Source organism: Halorubrum sp. 48-1-W, assembly GCF_003287355.1.
In the GTDB taxonomy this organism is placed as follows: Archaea; Halobacteriota; Halobacteria; order Halobacteriales; family Haloferacaceae; genus Halorubrum.
On the sequence record NZ_QMIM01000019.1, the window covers coordinates 26,310 to 41,158 of the forward strand.

Below are 14,849 nucleotides of genomic sequence, written 5' to 3' on the forward strand. Positions count from 1 at the left end.
CGATGGGGGTCGGGGTGAGCAGAAGGGGATCGTTTCTGGCGGGGTGAAGACGTCCAACGCCCCAGCTGTTCGGCGATACGCAGTTGCCGACACGGTAAACACCTCCAAAGCCCCAGCCGCGAGGAGGCCGTACGCTCGCTGCGCTCCTCACTCGGTCGCTATCGCTCCCTCGTTGCGGTGCTTGTGTCGCCTACGGCCTCCTCGCGACTGCCCCTTTGAGTCCCACCCGACCGTACCGCAACCGCACCTCACGCCTCCCCAGCCTCGTCGCTCACTTCGTTCGCGACGTCCAGCGAGGGACCGAAGGTCCCTCTGGCAGCCGGCGCGAAGCGCCGGCGACGCCACCGCACCGGATCGATAGCGTGCTCACCTGTACTGAGCATCCGCGAACGAAGTGAGCGGTTCACCGACGGCGAGGCGAACGCCGAGCCGTCGGCTTTTTCGCTCCAGGTTTTTCGAGGAGCGGTTCCCACAGCGAACGGAGTGAGCGAGGGAACCCGACGAGAAAAAGGTGGAGGCGAACTGGTGCGCTTTTGAACGCGGGGGGCTTGCGTTCAGACATGACCGAGACCCTCATCCTCGCCACCCGCGGATCGGACCTGGCCCTCCGGCAGGCCGAGATCGTCCGGGACGCGCTCGCGACCCGGCAGCGCGAGGTCGATATCCGCCGCGTGGAGACCCGCGGCGACCAGATCCCGGACGAGCTGATCCACCGGCTCGGCCGGACCGGGGCGTTCGTCCGCGCGCTCGACGAGGAGGTGCTCGCCGGCGACGCCGACCTCGCCGTCCACTCGATGAAGGACGTCCCCACGGAGAGCAGTGACGACAGCGAGGCGCTCCACGCCTCCGGCAGTCGGGCTTCGCCCGACGACCTCGTCGTCGCCGGTGTCCCCGAACGAGGTGCCTCCGGCGACCTCCTCGTCCACCCCGAAGGCAAGCCGCTCGCGGACCTCCAGTCCGGGGCCGTCGTTGGGACCGGGTCGCTCCGGCGAACCGCCCAGATCAAGGCTGTACGCCCGGACCTCGTCGTCGAGCCGATCCGCGGCAACGTCGACACCCGGATCGAGAAACTGCTCGCGCCCGGCCTCCAGGCGGAACACGAACGCCGGCTGACCGCCTCCGGCGAGGCGCGCGCGGCGACCGCGGCGGAAGGTGAGGGCGACGTGGTAGCCGAGAGCGACGAGACGTTCGAGCGTAGCGTCGAGGAGTGGTTCGACTCGCTGTCGGACCTCGAACGCTCGGCGATGGAGCGGAGGGTGGAGGACGAGTACGACGCGCTCGTGCTCGCCGAGGCGGGGCTCCGGCGGTCGAAGCTGTTCCACGAGGTCGGGACCACGCGGCTCGCCCGCGAGGAGTTCGTCCCCGCGGCCGGGCAGGGGGCCATCGCCGTGACCGCTGTGGACGACGAAGTCGTCGAGGCGGTGCGGTCGGCGGTCGACCACCCCCGAACGCGGGTCGCTACGACCGTCGAGCGGACGGTCCTCGCCGAGCTCAACGGCGGCTGTATCGCGCCCATCGGCGTCTCGGCGCTCGTTCAGGGCGAGCACGTCCACGTCCGGGCCCGGGTGCTCTCGACGGACGGCACCGACGAGGTGAGCGGGACGCGCGACCTCCCGATCCGGTCGCACGCCACCACCGCGGCGTCGTTCGCGGCCGACCTCGCCGACCGCGGCGCGGCGGAGCTGATAGCCGACGCCCGCGAGGAGGTCGACGCCGATGTCTGAGGACGGGTCGGACTCGGTCGCGACCGACCGCGACGACGTCGGCACGGTGTACCTCGTCGGCTCCGGTCCTGGCGACCCGGACCTGCTCACGGTGAAGGCAGCCCGCCTGATCGACGGGGCGGACGTCGTGCTCCACGACAAGCTGCCCGGCCCGGAGATCCTCGGGCGGATCCCCGAGGCGAAACGCGAGGACGTCGGCAAGCGCGCGGGCGGCGAGTGGACCCCCCAGGAGTACACGAACCGCCGCATGGTCGAACTCGCGCGCGAGGGTAAGTCGGTCGTCCGGCTCAAGGGCGGCGACCCGTTCGTCTTCGGGCGCGGCGGCGAGGAGGCCGAACACCTCGCGGACGCGGGGGTCCCCTTCGAGGTCGTCCCCGGCGTCACCTCGGCGATCGCCGGCCCGGCGGTCGCCGGGATCCCCGTCACCCACCGCGACCACGCCTCCTCGGTGTCGTTCGTCACCGGCCACGAGGACCCGACCAAGGCGGAGTCGGCCGTCGACTGGGACGCGCTCGCGGCGACCGGCGGGACGGTAGTCGTCCTGATGGGCGTCGGCAAGTTGCCGGCGTACACCGCAGAGCTCCGCGACGCCGGGATGGACCCGGACACGCCGGTCGCGCTCGTCGAGCGCGCCACGTGGCCCGACATGCGGGTCGCGACTGGCACCCTGGAGACGATCGTCGACGTCCGCGACGATGCCGGCATCGAGCCGCCCGCGATCACGGTGATCGGGGACGTGGCGGCGACCCGCGAGCGCGTCGTCGGGTTCCTGACGAACGCGGAGGCCGGCCCCGAAACGATGCCCACCGAGGGCGGACCGGAACGCGAGGGTACGGCGTCCCGGGGTGACAACGCGTGAGCGACGACGCCGGTCCACGCGTCGCCGTCTTTCGCCCGAACGACGAGCGGATCGATGAGGCGGTCGACCTGCTCGCCTCGCTGGGCGCACGCCCCGTGCCGGACCCGATGCTCGCCGTCGAACCGACGGGAACGGCCCCGGGAGACGACGCTGTAGTCGTGGTGTTCACGAGCAAGACGGGCGTCGAACTCGCCGCCGAGTCCGGGTGGGACCCGGGCGACGTGACGCTCGTCGCCATCGGCCCGTCGACGGCGGCCGCGGCCCGCGAGGCCGGCTGGGCGGTCGATCTCGTCCCCGAGGAGTACACCTCCGCGGGGCTCGTGGCGACGCTTCGCGACCGGGTCGACGGCGTGTGCGTCGAGGTCGCGCGCTCGGACCACGGGAGCGACGTGCTCCTCGAGGGGCTCCGTGACGCCGGCGCGACCGTGACCGAGACGGTCCTCTACCGGCTGACCCGGCCGGAGAACGCGGGGAGGTCGGTCGCGCGCGCGACTGCGGGCGAGCTCGACGCGCTCGCGTTCACCTCCTCGCTCACCGTCGAGCACTTCCTCGCGGCCGCCGACGATCGGGGGGTCCGGGCAGCGGCGCTCGCCGGGGCGAACGACGCCGTCGTCGGCGCGATCGGTCCGCCGACCGCCGAAACCGCGAGGGGTCTAGGGATCGACGTCGACGTGGTCCCCGATACGGCGGATTTCGCGGCCCTCGCCGAGCGGGTCGTGGAGATCGCCCGCGACCGCGCGGACGACGGTTCGGCAGCGGAGTGCGGAGCGGACGCGGACGAGGAGGTCCGCGCTCCCAGCGGCGACGAGTAGGGTGGGCGAACCGACCGTCCACCGATCCCGGTGCGTGAGAACCGCCGACCGAACCCACGCCCGTCGGTTTTCCGTCCTTCGGTGTGGACGCGTCCGGATCCGCAGGTCCGTCCCCGCCAATTATCTCTCTCGATATTCGGACGCGAGCGCTTATGCCCCCTGGTACGTCACCCGTTCGCATGGATCCGGGCGAGCGGTGGTCGACGCGGATCGACGAGGGGGTTCTCGTCGTGGAGTTCCCGCACGGAACGGGCATCAGCCCCGTTGCCGGCGAGGCGCTGCTCGATCGCTGGCGCTCGCTCGTCGTCACGCCCCGGATCGAGGCCGTCGTGGTCGTCGTTCGAACCGACCGACCCTGTTCGGACGCCGGTCGGCGGACGCTCCGCCGGTCGGTCGCGGTCGCGCTCGAACACGGCGTGACCCGTTTCGCGGTCGTCGCGGAGCGGCCGAAACGCCGGTACCTCGAGCGGACGCTCGACGTCGGCGGGGTCGAGATCGTGCCGTTCAACGACGAAGCGACGGCGCTCGGGTGGGCAAAGCGCGACTCCGCGTCGGCGACGCACGGGTCGCTCGTGTAACCGACCCCACTCTACTTCGCTCACCCTGACGGATTCGCTCGTTGAGGGTGGGGCTTTGATGTGGGACTCGCCGTCAGTTGTCGCTGGGGAGGAAGGTCGTTCCTCGCCCGTACCGAACGACCTTCGGGGTCGGTGTCCACACCATTCGGGGGCCGGGCTACTGCGGCCCGTGATACCGGCGACGTGTGCGACGGTACCACTGTTCATCGGTATGGCGGCGCCCGGAAAAAGTGTATCGGGTGGCAAGTCTCTCAGTGACAGCATCGGTGTTCGTTTCCCATCATGTCGGCTTCCTCCCCGGCCTACTCGCTTCGCGCTTCCGACGTATCGGAAGCTCTCGCTCCTTGAGCCCGGGGGCTCCGCCTTGAAAGATACTGAACGTCGTTCCGCCGACTGCGGTCGACCCGCCTCAGTCCGCCGCCGACGGCTTCGCTCCTGTGGAGCCGTCGGCGGGCGGGTTCGCCGAGAAGTAGCTCGCCAGCGCCGGCCCGGAGACGTTGTGCCAGACCGAGAACAGCGCCGGGATGAGCGCGGCCTCCGCACTGAAGAAGGACGTCGCGAGCGCGACGGCGAGCCCGCTGTTCTGGAGGCCCACCTCGAACGCGCAGGCGCGGGTACGGTCCTCCGACATCCCGGTCAGCTTCCCGATGCCGTACCCCGAGCCGAGCCCGATGCCGTTGTGGACGACGACCGCCGCGAACGCCAACGCCGCCGCGGTCAGGATGTTCTCGACGTTGAGGCCGACGACGGCGGCGACGATGGCGACGATGGCCGCGACGCTCACCGCCGGGAACACGTCGAGGCCGACCTCGGCCACGCGCGGTGCCGTCCGGTCGAGGGCGTACCGGATCGCGAACCCGAGCACGACCGGGACGATCACGATCTGGACGATGCTGACGAACATCTCCATGAACGTCACCTCGAGGCTCTCCCCGAGGATGAACACGACCCACGCGGGCATGACGACCGGCGCGGCGAGCGTCGTCACCGTCGTGATCGCCACCGAGAGCGCCACGTCCCCCTTCCCGAGGTACGTCATCACGTTCGAGGCGGTGCCGCCGGGGGCGGCCCCGACGAGGATCAACCCGACGGCGAGCGCGTCCGGCAGGTCGAACGCGACCACGAGCGCCCACGCCGCGAGCGGCATCACGAGCCACTGGGCGACCGCGCCGATCGCCACGTCGCGGGGGCGCTCGACCAGCCGCTTGAAGTCGACCGGCTCGAGCGTGAGCCCCATCCCGAGCATGATGACCCCGAGGAGCGGCGTGATGTACGGCGCGATCGGGGTGAACGTCCCCGGCGAGTACAGCGCCAGCGCCGAGGCGACGAGCACCCAGACGACGAAGTACTTGCTCGCGATCCGGCTCGCCCGCCGGATCCCGCCGGTTCCGATACTCACGAATTATCCCTCCGTTTGCGGCTCATACTGGACGTTCGTGGGATCCGATTTTTGAACCCATCGATTCCGGGAGTTCCGTCCGGATCTCTGCGGGGACGCGACCGGTTCGAGTCGGTCGGGTCAGTTCGGTCGGATCGGTTCGGGTCGGTCGGGTCAGTTCGGTCGGATCGATTCGGGTCGGTCGGGTCAGTTCGGTCGGATCGATTTGGGTCGGGTCGGTCGGGCCGGTCGGGCCGGTCGATGCTCGCGTCCGGCTCCTCGACTCGGCCCCCGATCACGCGTCAGTCGTCGGTCCCGTTTTGCGTTTCGTTTCCGCCGGTCTCGGGACCGTCCTCGTCGTCCGCCGGTTCCGATCCCGACTCCTCTGTGTCGTCGTCTTCTCCGTCGTCGTCGTCCTCGTCGTCGTCGTCCTCGTCGTCGTCTCCTCCGTCGTCGTCTCCTCCGTCGTCGTCGTCCTCGTCGTCGTCTTCTCCGTCTTTTCCGCCGTCGTCTTCGTCGTCGATCTCGTTGACTTCGACGTCCCGTCCTGCGACTCCGCTCCCGGAGATCACGGGTCGGAGGATGTAGCCGTTGTTCGGCCCACGCTTCACGACGTTGATGTCGAAGACGAAGCTGACGGGCTCGTCGGTCGTGACCTCGAAGCCGTTCGTGATCTGGAGCTTCTCGCTCGGGAGCTTCACGTCGACTTGCTCGCCGTCGACGATCCCCTCGACGTCGGTGACGGAGAGTTCGACCTTCTCGTAGCTTCCGGCCGGGATCTCGCCGTCGAACACCGCGATCGCGTCCTCTTCGATCACCTGCGTGAGGTCGACGGTCGCGCCGTCGAGCTCGACGACGGTAAAGCCACGATCGGAGTCGCCGTTTTCGTCGTCATCGTCGCTGTCGTCTTCGTCGTCGTCGCTGTCGTCGTCGCTGTCGGCTTCGTCGTCGTCGCTGTCGTCTTCGTCGCCTTCGTCGCCTTCGCCGTCGTCCTCGCCGTCGTCATCGTCCTCCTCGTCCGCCGTTTCGTCGTCGCTGTCGTCCTCCTCGTCCTCCCCGTCCTGTGATTCGAACAGCCGGGCCTCGTCGAGGGTGACGTCGAGGCTGTCGAAGTCCTCGATATCCGCCGGCGCGTCGCTGATGAGGAGCCGGAAGGTGCCGGTGAGCGTCTCCGATCCGCCGGAACCGTCGGCGTCGTCGGAGCCGTCGTCCGACCCGTCGGAGCCGTCGGACGAGGTGGAGCCCCCGTCGCCGGCACAGCCCGCCAGCATCGTCGCACTCGCACCCGCGCCGAGCGCGACGAACTCACGTCGCCCGACCCCGTCACCTGGCGTGTCATGCGTGCGGTCGTCGCCTGTCGTCCGCGATCGGTCCGTCATGGTAGCTCATCGAAGGGAACCCGACCGGATATACTCCGAAGATACTCACTCCGAGTTTGCGCGGATCAACCCGGTTTGTGGCGGCTTCGGGGTGCGTGTTCGGATCGGCGCCCGGTCCGACGGGTTCCGGCGGGTTCCGGTTCCGGCGGGTTCCGGTTCCGGCAGGTTCCGGTTCCGGCGGGTTCCGCGTCCGAGGGTCACGATCCCGGCGCGTCGATCCCCGCCTCGGCGACGACCCGCTCCGCCTGCCGGACTGCGCGAGCACGGACCGCCGCAGCGTCGATCCCGACGTGTGCGCCGTCGTCGTACCGGACCTCGCCGTCGACCATCGTGAAGACCACGTCGTCGCCGTGGGCGGCGTACACGAGGTGCGATATCGGGTCGTGGACCGGCGTCGCCCGCGTCCGCTCGGTCGTGATCCCGATCACGTCGGCGGCGTACCCCGGCGTGAGCCGGCCGATCCGGTCGAAGCCCCCTGCGCGCGCGCCGTTCGCCGTCGCCATCTCGAGGACCGTCTCGGCCGGTAGGCGGGTCGGGTCGCGGGCGTCCACCTTCCCGAGGAGGCTCGCCTGCCGCATCTCCGTGAACGGGTCGAGGGTGTTGTTACACGGCGGCCCGTCGTTGCCGAGCGCGACCGTGATCCCGCGGTCGAGGTAGTCGTGTACCGGGGCCACCCCCGAGGCGAGTTTCATGTTCGAGGAGGGACAGTGGGTGACGACGGTGTCCGTCTCCGCGAGGACCTTCCGCTCGCGTTCGTCGGTGTGGACGCAGTGTGCGAGCGTCACGTCCGGGCCGGTGAGCCCGACCTCGTCGAGCCAGTGGACGTTTCGTTTCCCGGTCTCGGCTTCGACCCGCTCTATCTCGTCCTCGTTCTCGCTGGCGTGGGTGTGGATCGTCACGCCGTCGTACCGGTCCGCGAGGTCGCGACAGCCGCGCAGGCACGCCTCGCTGCAGGTGACGGCGAACCGCGGCGTGACCGCGTACCGCACCCGACCACCGGCAGCGCCGTGGTACGCCTCGATCAGCGCCTCGCTCTCGGCGAGGGCCTCGTCGGTGTCCTCGAGCAGGCCGTCCGGCGACGCCTCGTCCATCAACACCTTGCCGAGCCGCCCGCGGATCCCCGTCTCGATCGCCGCCTCGAACGCCTCGCCCGCGTGGTTCACCGAGAGGTGGTCGACGACGGTCGTCGTTCCGGACTCGAGACACTCGAGGTAGCCGAGCTCGGCGGCCGCCCGCGTCGCCTCGGCGTCCATCGCGGCCTCCATCGGCAACACGGCCTCGAAGAGCCAGTCGAGCAGCGCCGCGTCGTCGGCGATCCCCCGCCCGAGCGACTGGACGGAGTGGATGTGACCGCCGACCAGTCCGGGCGCGACGATGTCGAAACGCCGTCGTTCGTGGTCGGAGTACGTCTCACGGAGGCGCTCCGCCTCGCCCACCGCGGCGATCTCGTCGTCCTCGACGACGACCGCCCCGTCGTCGATGACGGTCCCGGCGTCGGCGACGACGGTTCCGGTTAGCAGCATATCCGTCCGTCTCTGGCGCGTGCGGTTCAAGAGTCTTGTCCCTCGGATCGCGTCACTCCCGTCACCGCCCCGCCCCGACGTCGATCCCTTCCGCTTCCTCGGTCCTTTTGACTCGAGGGCTCCAAGCGGACGCCGATGACGTCCACGCTCGACGAGATCGACCTCGAGTTCGTGAAGCTCGACGGCACCGGCCTGTACACCAGCGAACTCCAGTTCGGCACCTGGCGGTTCGGCAAGGAGAACGAGGCGGGCGAGATAGAGATCGGCGAGGGGCGGGCCCACGAACTCCTCGACGCGTACGCCGACGCCGGCGGGCGCTACATCGACACCGCCGACGTGTACGGCGGCGGCACCTGCGAGGAGTGGATCGGCGACTGGCTCGACGACCGCGACCGCGAGCGCTACACGGTCGCCTCGAAGATCTACTGGCAGATCCGCGACGGCGACCCCAACAGCCGCGGGACGAACCGCAAGAACCTCCGACACCGCCTCGACGCCCTGCTCGACCGGCTCGGAACCGACTACGTCGACGTGCTCTACATCCACCGCTGGGACGACGCGACCGACGCCCGGGAGACGATGAAGACGCTTAACGGGTTCGTCGAGTCCGGGAAGGTCCACTACCTCGGGGCGTCGACGCACCGGCCAAACGCCTGGAAGGTCGCCCGCGCGAACGAGATCGCCCGCGCCGAGGGGTGGGAGCCGTTCACCGTGCTCCAGCCGCGGTACAACCTCGTCGACCGCGAGATCGAGGGGGACTACCTCGAGTTCGCCCGCACGCAGGGGCTCGCGGTCTGCCCGTGGAGTCCGCTCGGACAGGGCTTCCTGACCGGCAAGTACGACCGCGAGGAGGACCTCCCGGAGGACTCGAAGGTGGCGGCCTCGAGCCGGTTCCGCGACGGCTACCTCACCGAGGAGAACTTCGACGTCCACGACGAGCTCGACGCGGTCGCCGACGAGGTCGACGCCTCGCCGGCACAGGTCGCGCTCGCGTGGTTGGTCCACCGCGACGGCGTCACCGCGCCGATCGTGGGCGCACGGACCGTCGACCAGCTCGAGGAGAACCTGACTGCTACGGCGATCGACCTCTCGGACGAGCAGGTCGACCGGCTGACGGACGCGAAGGCGAGCCCCTACGAGGGGCTGTAGGGCTACCGGTCCGCGCAGTACTCGACGAAGTTCCGGAGGATCCGGAGGCCCGTCTCCCCGCTCTTTTCGGGGTGGAACTGCGTGCCGAAGACGTTGCCCGCCCCGTTGGCGACGACCGCCGGGAAGTCGACGCCGTAGTCGGCGGTCGCGACGACGGCGTTCGGGTCGTCGGGTTCGGCGTAGTAGGAGTGGACGAAGTAGGCGTACTCGCCGTCGACGCCGTCGACGATCGGGTGTTCTCGTTCGACCGACAGCTCGTTCCAGCCCATGTGCGGGACCTTGCGGTCCACGTCGAACCGGACGTTGGTGCCGGGGACCAGGTCCAGGCCGGTCACCTCGCCTTCGCCCTCGTGGTCGGCCTCCTCGCTCGAGGTGAGGAGCATCTGCATTCCGAGACAGATCCCGAAGAGCGGGCGGCCGGCGGCCGCGTGGTCGGTCAGCGCCTCGCGCAGCGGACCGGCGTTCTCCATCCCCTCGCGGAACGCGCCGACGCCCGGGAGGACGACGCCGTCGGCCGCGGCGAACGCCTCGGGGTCGTCGGTGACCTCGACCGCCGCGCCGGCGCGTTCGAGCCCGCGGGTCGCGGACCGGAGGTTCCCGAGGCCGTAGTCGACGAGGACGACGTCCGCCAGCGTCTCCGCGGGCGGCTCGAAGGTGCTCATACCACGTCTCGGAGGGGGACGGAAAAATCGGTTTCCCTTGGGGCAGGCACCCGTCGACCGTTCTCGGGGGAGGAGCGGTCGGTTCGATGCGCCGTCAGAACTCGCCGAGCCTGGACTGGCCGCCGGATCCGCCGTCACCGCCGGCGGTGACCCCGCTCAGCGCGCCCGCCCGGGCGATCGTCTCGAAGAAGCCGTCCCGCTGGCTCCGGTCGTACAGCGTCGCTGCCGGGTGGACCGACAGCAGGACGCGCCGGGAGGCCCCGCCGATCCGCGCGTCGACGACGTCGCCCGACTCGGCGGTGATCCGCACCGACCGGTCGAGGAGGTGTTCGCTCGGCACCTTCCCCAGCGTGACGATCAGTTCCGGGTCGAGCCCGGCTATCTCCGCCTCGAGATGGCCGCGACAGTTGGCCAGCTCCTCGGTCGTCGGGTCGCGGTTCTCCGGGGGCCGACACCGGACGCAGTTCGTGATCCGCACGTCGGAGCGCGCGAGCCCCGCGTCCCGCAACGCCTCGTCCAGAACGTCGCCGGAACGCCCGACGAACGGCTCCCCCTGCTCGTCCTCGTTCGCGCCGGGGCCCTCGCCGACGAACAGCAGGTCGGCGTCCGTCGGGCCGACGCCCTCGACGATCCGGCTCCGCGACTCCACCAGCGCCGGACAGCGCTCGCAGGCCCCCACGCGCAGGTCAGCGTCGAGCGCGGAACCGTTCGCGTTGAGCGCTCCGTCGTCGACGACCGTGTCCGCGTCGCCTCCGTCCTCACTCATACGTTCGGGTTGGAGGGTGGAGACATAAGTCCGGACGGTCGACGACCGGACGGCCGTTCCCGTCCGTGCCGCTCACTTCGACCGCTCCGTGACGACGACCGCCCGGAGGTCGTTCACGTTCGTCCCCGTCGGCCCCGTCCGGAGGAGCGCGTCGGCCTCGTCCAACAGCGGGGCCACGTCGTGGCGGGAGAGCGCGTCCCGCGCGGCTGGGGTCGGGAGCGTCACGGCGTCGACGATCCCCCCGCAGGCGTCGCTCGCCCCGTCGATCCCGTCGGTGTCGACGCTCGCGACGACCACTCCCTCGCGTTCGAGTTCGATCCCCGCGCTCGTGACGAACTCCGCGTTCGGCCCGCCGGAGCCGGGCTCGACCGGGTCGTCGCCGGTCCCGTCCGCGAGCGTCACGGTGGTCTCGCCGCCCGTGAGCAACACCGCGGGCGGGGCGACCGGCCGGCCGTCCACGGCGCACGCCTCGGCGAACGCGACGTGCTCCCGGCCCGCGTCCCGGGCCTCGCCGACCACGTCGTCCGCGACGACGGCCGGGTCGTATCCGCGGTCGGCCGCGGCCGTCGCGGCCGCGTCGAGCGCGGTCCGCGCGTTCCCGATCACGAACGTCCGAGCGCGCTCGAACGCCGGGTCCCCGGCGACCGGCGTCTCGGGACGGTCGCCGTCAGCCCCCGCGCGGAGACGCTCGCGAACCGTCGCCGGGGCGTCGATCCCGTACCGCTTCAGCGTCGCGAGCGCGTCGTCGTACGTCGAGGGGTCCGGGACGGTCGGGCCGCTGCCGATCACGGCGAGGTCGTCGCCGACCACGTCGCTCACCGCGAGCGTCACGACGGTGGCGGGGGCCGCGGCCCTGGCGAGCTGGCCGCCCTTGACCGCCGAGCAGTGTTTCCTGACGGCGTTGATCTCGTCTATCGACGCGCCGGAAGCGAGCAGGGCGTCGGTGAGTTCGCGCAGGTCGTCGACGTCGATCGGGTCGGCCGGGACGGCGAGGAGCGCGCTCGCGCCGCCCGTGACGACCGCGAGGACGAGGTCGTCGGGGCCGCCGGCCGCCGCAGCGTCGACGACGCGCCGTGCGTGCTCGACGCCGCGCTCGGTCGGGAGGGGGTGGTCGCCGGGAAGGAGTTCGAACGGCCCGGTTTCGCCCGACCGGTCCGGGTCGTCGGTGACGACGACCCCGCCGTCGAACCGATCGCCGAGGCTGCCGGCGAACCGGTCGTCGGGCCTGCCGGCGCGGCGGTCTCCGAGTCCTCCACGGAGCCGATCGACGACCGCCGTCGCCACCCCGTCGGCGGCCTTACCCGCCCCGACGACGCGGACCGATTCGTACGCGCCGAGGTCGTACGACCCCGTCCCGCCGTCGTCCGCGTCCGCCCCGCCGTCGTCCGCGCCCGTCCCGCCGTCGTCCGCGTCCGCCCCGCCGTCGACCGCCTCGATCCGGAGGGTTCCGTCCGCCACCGAGACCGCGTCGGCGACGACGTTCGCCGGGAGCGCCGCCTCGATCCCCGCTGCGAGACAGTCGAGCGCGACGCCGTGGGGCGGGGTCCGGGCGACCCGCTCGCGGTCGCGGAAGGTCACGTCCGTCATGGCCGGGCAGTGGGCGGCCGGGGACAAATAGCCGCGCTCTCGACCCGACACGTTATGTGCTAACAGACCAATGAGGGGTAGATGCGACGGACGCGACACACACCTCCCGGAGCGACGCCCGCCGAACCGTCCCGACCCGCGGCCGGTACGGGGTGATACCCGCCATGGATCCGGACGCACCCGACGGCGGGGACGGGGGCGCGGACGGGGACCGCGAGACGGTCGTCCGTCGCGCGCTGGGCGGGGCCGTCGTCGGCACAGCGTGGGTCGCGGGGCTGTTCGTTGCCGCGCCGCTCGTCGGCGGGTTCGGGATCGAGCCCGTCGCCGAGGCGGTCATCGCGCGCTCGCCCGGCTGGCTCTCGACCCTGGCGATCGACCTGCTCGGCTTCTACGCGACGCCCACCCTCGTGGCCGCCGTGGTCGCGGGGGTCGTCGGCGTCGCCGCCGTCGGCGGGCTCGTCGTTCCCGTCCTGCTCGCGCGAGCGGGGAACCCCGCGGTCGGGCGGACGCTCCGGGCGCGAACCGGCACCACGGTCGCTGTGGTCGGCCTCTTCGCGACCGTGCCGTTGCTTCTCGCCGCCGGAGCGACGCCCTCGGGCGGCTTCGTCGTCGGGCTCCTCGTCGCCGTCGCGCCGCCGGCGCTCGTCGCTCGCAGGCTCCCGCGGACCGACCGGCTCCGGGGTCGTCGGGGGTTCCTCCGGCGCGTCGGCGGGCTGGCGGTCGCCGGCGCGGTCCCGCTCGCGGGCCTCCGGTTGCTGTTCGACCGGCTGGGCGGGCCGGAGCCGAGCGAGCGGGTGGGGGAGCCGCTCGAGCGGTCGGTTTCGCCCCCGTCCGGCGACCCCGCGTTCGACTTCGGCACGATGCCTGCTGCGGTCACGTCGCCGGCGGACCACTACGTCGTCGACGTCAACGTGAACCCGCCGATACTCGACCTCGAGGCGTGGCGCCTCGACGTCGACGGGGCGGTCGCGGAGCCGTACTCGCTCGCGTACGAGGACCTGGTCGGCCACGACGAGAGCGTCGAGCAGCCGACGACGATGGTGTGTATCTCCAACGAGGTCGGCGGCGACCTGATCGGGACGGCCCACTGGACGGGGGTCCAGCTGTCCGACCTCGTCACGGCGGCGCGGCCGGCCGAGGGCGCGGTCGACGTGGTCACGCACGCCGCCGACGGCTACAGCGAGGCGATCCCGATGGAGATCGTCGACCGCGAGGACGTCCTGATCGTCTACGGGATGGGCGATCGGACGCTGGAGACGGAACACGGCTTCCCGGCCAGACTGCTCGTCCCCGGGCGGTACGGCATGAAGATGACGAAGTGGATAGAGCGGATCGAGGTCTCGGACGTGGACCACGAGGCCTACTGGGAGGAGCGCGGCTGGGACGAGGAGGCGGTCGCGAACACGATGTCGTACGTCCGGGCTGCCGAGCGCGACGGCGACCGGGTCGTCGTCGGCGGGGTCGCCTTCGGCGGGTTGGAGACCGGCCTCGAGGAACTGTCGGGCGTCGAGGTCAGCGTCGACGGCGGGGAGACGTGGAGCGAGGGGGAACTGGAGGGGCAGATCGGCGCACACGCGTGGCGGCGCTGGCGGTACGCGTTCGACGCCCCGAACCGGACCGAGTTCGACGTCGTCGTCCGCGCGGTACGGCGCGACGGGACGGTCCAGACCGAAGAGCGGACCGACCCACGGCCGGGCGGGTCGACTGGGTGGCACCGGCGGACCGTCGAGGTCGCGCCGAACTCAGGGCCCTAACGGCGCGTCGGGAACCGCCTCGCGGTGGGCGCTCGCCGCGATGGCCGCCACCCGGAGCGGTTCGGGGCGGCGGAACCCCTCGCGGACGAGCGACCGAACGACCTCGACGGCGCGGTCGTCGTCGACGCCGACGGCGCGAACGAAGAGGGGGTCGGCGGACGGGGCGGGGTCGTCGGGACGGTCGACCCGTCGGCGGGACGGCAGGGACCGATAGCGGGCCAGCCGGTCGGCGAGCGCGTCGTCGTCGTCGTCGTCGCCATCGCCGTCGTCGTCGCCATCGCCGTCGCCGTCGTCGTCGCCATCGCCGTCACCGTCGTCGTCGCCATCGCCGTCACCGTCGAACGCCTCGCGGAGCGCGGGTTCGAGCCCGGGGCTCGCCTCGTAGCTCACCGCGGAGAGGGGGCGGTCGAGGGCCTCGTGGATCCGTCGGAGGTCGAGCAGGTTGAACCACGCGGGCGCGACGCCGGCGATACAGACGTGGCGAACGTCCTCGCGACCGAGGTCGGCTGTGAGGTCGACGACCGCGTCGGTGGCGTCGGTGCCGCCGACCGTACAGGACCCGTAGGCCAGGCCGTCGAGGGCGAAGTCGGACCTGAGGACCGCCCCGGCGACCCGACTCACGCGGTCCCCGTCGGAGAAGGCGACACCGAGCGTCCGGCTCGGCGGGTCAGTCACGGC

The 14,849-nt window shown here is 71.5% G+C and carries 13 protein-coding genes; 6 read left to right on the plus strand and 7 right to left on the minus strand.

The genetic code is table 11. The features are described from left to right. Positions 1 to 560 precede the first annotated feature (560 nt). The 4 genes from DQW50_RS09840 to DQW50_RS09855 all read left to right on the plus strand — a co-directional run bounded on the left by DQW50_RS09840 (position 561) and on the right by DQW50_RS09855 (position 3,973). Positions 561 to 1,724 carry a hydroxymethylbilane synthase gene (locus tag DQW50_RS09840; protein ID WP_112079110.1) on the plus strand — a complete coding sequence of 388 codons (1,164 nt, stop codon included), beginning with the start codon at positions 561 to 563 and terminating at the stop codon, positions 1,722 to 1,724. Next, entirely contained in the window at positions 1,717 to 2,583 is an 867-nt protein-coding gene (gene cobA / locus DQW50_RS09845; RefSeq protein ID WP_241964389.1) for a uroporphyrinogen-III C-methyltransferase, read from the plus strand. Before DQW50_RS09840 ends, cobA begins: the two co-directional genes overlap by 8 nt. Further along, positions 2,580 to 3,395 carry a uroporphyrinogen-III synthase gene (locus DQW50_RS09850; RefSeq protein WP_112079111.1) on the plus strand — a complete coding sequence of 272 codons (816 nt, stop codon included), beginning with the start codon at positions 2,580 to 2,582 and terminating at the stop codon, positions 3,393 to 3,395. The genes cobA and DQW50_RS09850 overlap by 4 nt, the downstream gene beginning before the upstream one ends. Before the next feature lie 179 nt (positions 3,396 to 3,574). After that, entirely contained in the window at positions 3,575 to 3,973 is a 399-nt protein-coding gene (locus DQW50_RS09855; protein ID WP_112079112.1) for a hypothetical protein, read from the plus strand. 409 nt (positions 3,974 to 4,382) lie between these two features. Here the strand turns inward: DQW50_RS09855 and DQW50_RS09865 are convergent, their stop codons facing one another. The 3 genes from DQW50_RS09865 to DQW50_RS09875 all read right to left on the minus strand — a co-directional run bounded on the left by DQW50_RS09865 (position 4,383) and on the right by DQW50_RS09875 (position 8,253). Then, on the minus strand, positions 4,383 to 5,366 hold the full coding sequence (locus tag DQW50_RS09865) for a bile acid:sodium symporter family protein (protein ID WP_394338584.1): 984 nt from the start codon (positions 5,364 to 5,366) through the stop codon (positions 4,383 to 4,385). 287 nt (positions 5,367 to 5,653) lie between these two features. Then, a complete protein-coding gene (locus DQW50_RS09870) occupies positions 5,654 to 6,730 on the minus strand; it encodes a DUF4382 domain-containing protein (RefSeq protein ID WP_112079114.1) in 1,077 nt (358 codons plus the stop codon). A gap of 197 nt (positions 6,731 to 6,927) precedes the next feature. Next, positions 6,928 to 8,253, minus strand: coding sequence for a 5'-deoxyadenosine deaminase (locus DQW50_RS09875; protein WP_112079115.1), 1,326 nt, complete (start codon positions 8,251 to 8,253; stop codon positions 6,928 to 6,930). Positions 8,254 to 8,388: 135 nt separating this feature from the next. Between DQW50_RS09875 and DQW50_RS09880 the strand changes: the two genes are divergently transcribed. Then, positions 8,389 to 9,402: an aldo/keto reductase gene (locus DQW50_RS09880; RefSeq protein WP_112079116.1), complete on the plus strand. Its 1,014-nt coding sequence runs from the start codon at positions 8,389 to 8,391 to the stop codon at positions 9,400 to 9,402. Between the two features lie 2 nt (positions 9,403 to 9,404). Here the strand turns inward: DQW50_RS09880 and hisH are convergent, their stop codons facing one another. The 3 genes from hisH to DQW50_RS09895 all read right to left on the minus strand — a co-directional run bounded on the left by hisH (position 9,405) and on the right by DQW50_RS09895 (position 12,417). Beyond that, on the minus strand, positions 9,405 to 10,064 hold the full coding sequence (hisH, locus tag DQW50_RS09885) for an imidazole glycerol phosphate synthase subunit HisH (protein ID WP_112079117.1): 660 nt from the start codon (positions 10,062 to 10,064) through the stop codon (positions 9,405 to 9,407). A 94-nt stretch (positions 10,065 to 10,158) separates the two neighbouring features. Next, on the minus strand, positions 10,159 to 10,830 hold the full coding sequence (locus DQW50_RS09890) for a uracil-DNA glycosylase family protein (RefSeq protein WP_241964390.1): 672 nt from the start codon (positions 10,828 to 10,830) through the stop codon (positions 10,159 to 10,161). A 72-nt stretch (positions 10,831 to 10,902) separates the two neighbouring features. Beyond that, positions 10,903 to 12,417 carry a glycerate kinase gene (locus DQW50_RS09895; protein ID WP_112079118.1) on the minus strand — a complete coding sequence of 505 codons (1,515 nt, stop codon included), beginning with the start codon at positions 12,415 to 12,417 and terminating at the stop codon, positions 10,903 to 10,905. Between the two features lie 164 nt (positions 12,418 to 12,581). On the opposite strand from DQW50_RS09895, the gene DQW50_RS09900 reads away from it, so the two are divergent. Then, positions 12,582 to 14,171: a molybdopterin-dependent oxidoreductase gene (locus tag DQW50_RS09900; RefSeq protein ID WP_112079119.1), complete on the plus strand. Its 1,590-nt coding sequence runs from the start codon at positions 12,582 to 12,584 to the stop codon at positions 14,169 to 14,171. Here DQW50_RS09900 and DQW50_RS09905 read toward each other — a convergent pair. Continuing rightward, complete coding sequence (locus tag DQW50_RS09905; RefSeq protein ID WP_112079120.1) at positions 14,160 to 14,846, minus strand: DUF99 family protein; 687 nt, start codon at positions 14,844 to 14,846, stop codon at positions 14,160 to 14,162. The genes DQW50_RS09900 and DQW50_RS09905 overlap by 12 nt on opposite strands. Positions 14,847 to 14,849: the final 3 nt, after the last annotated feature.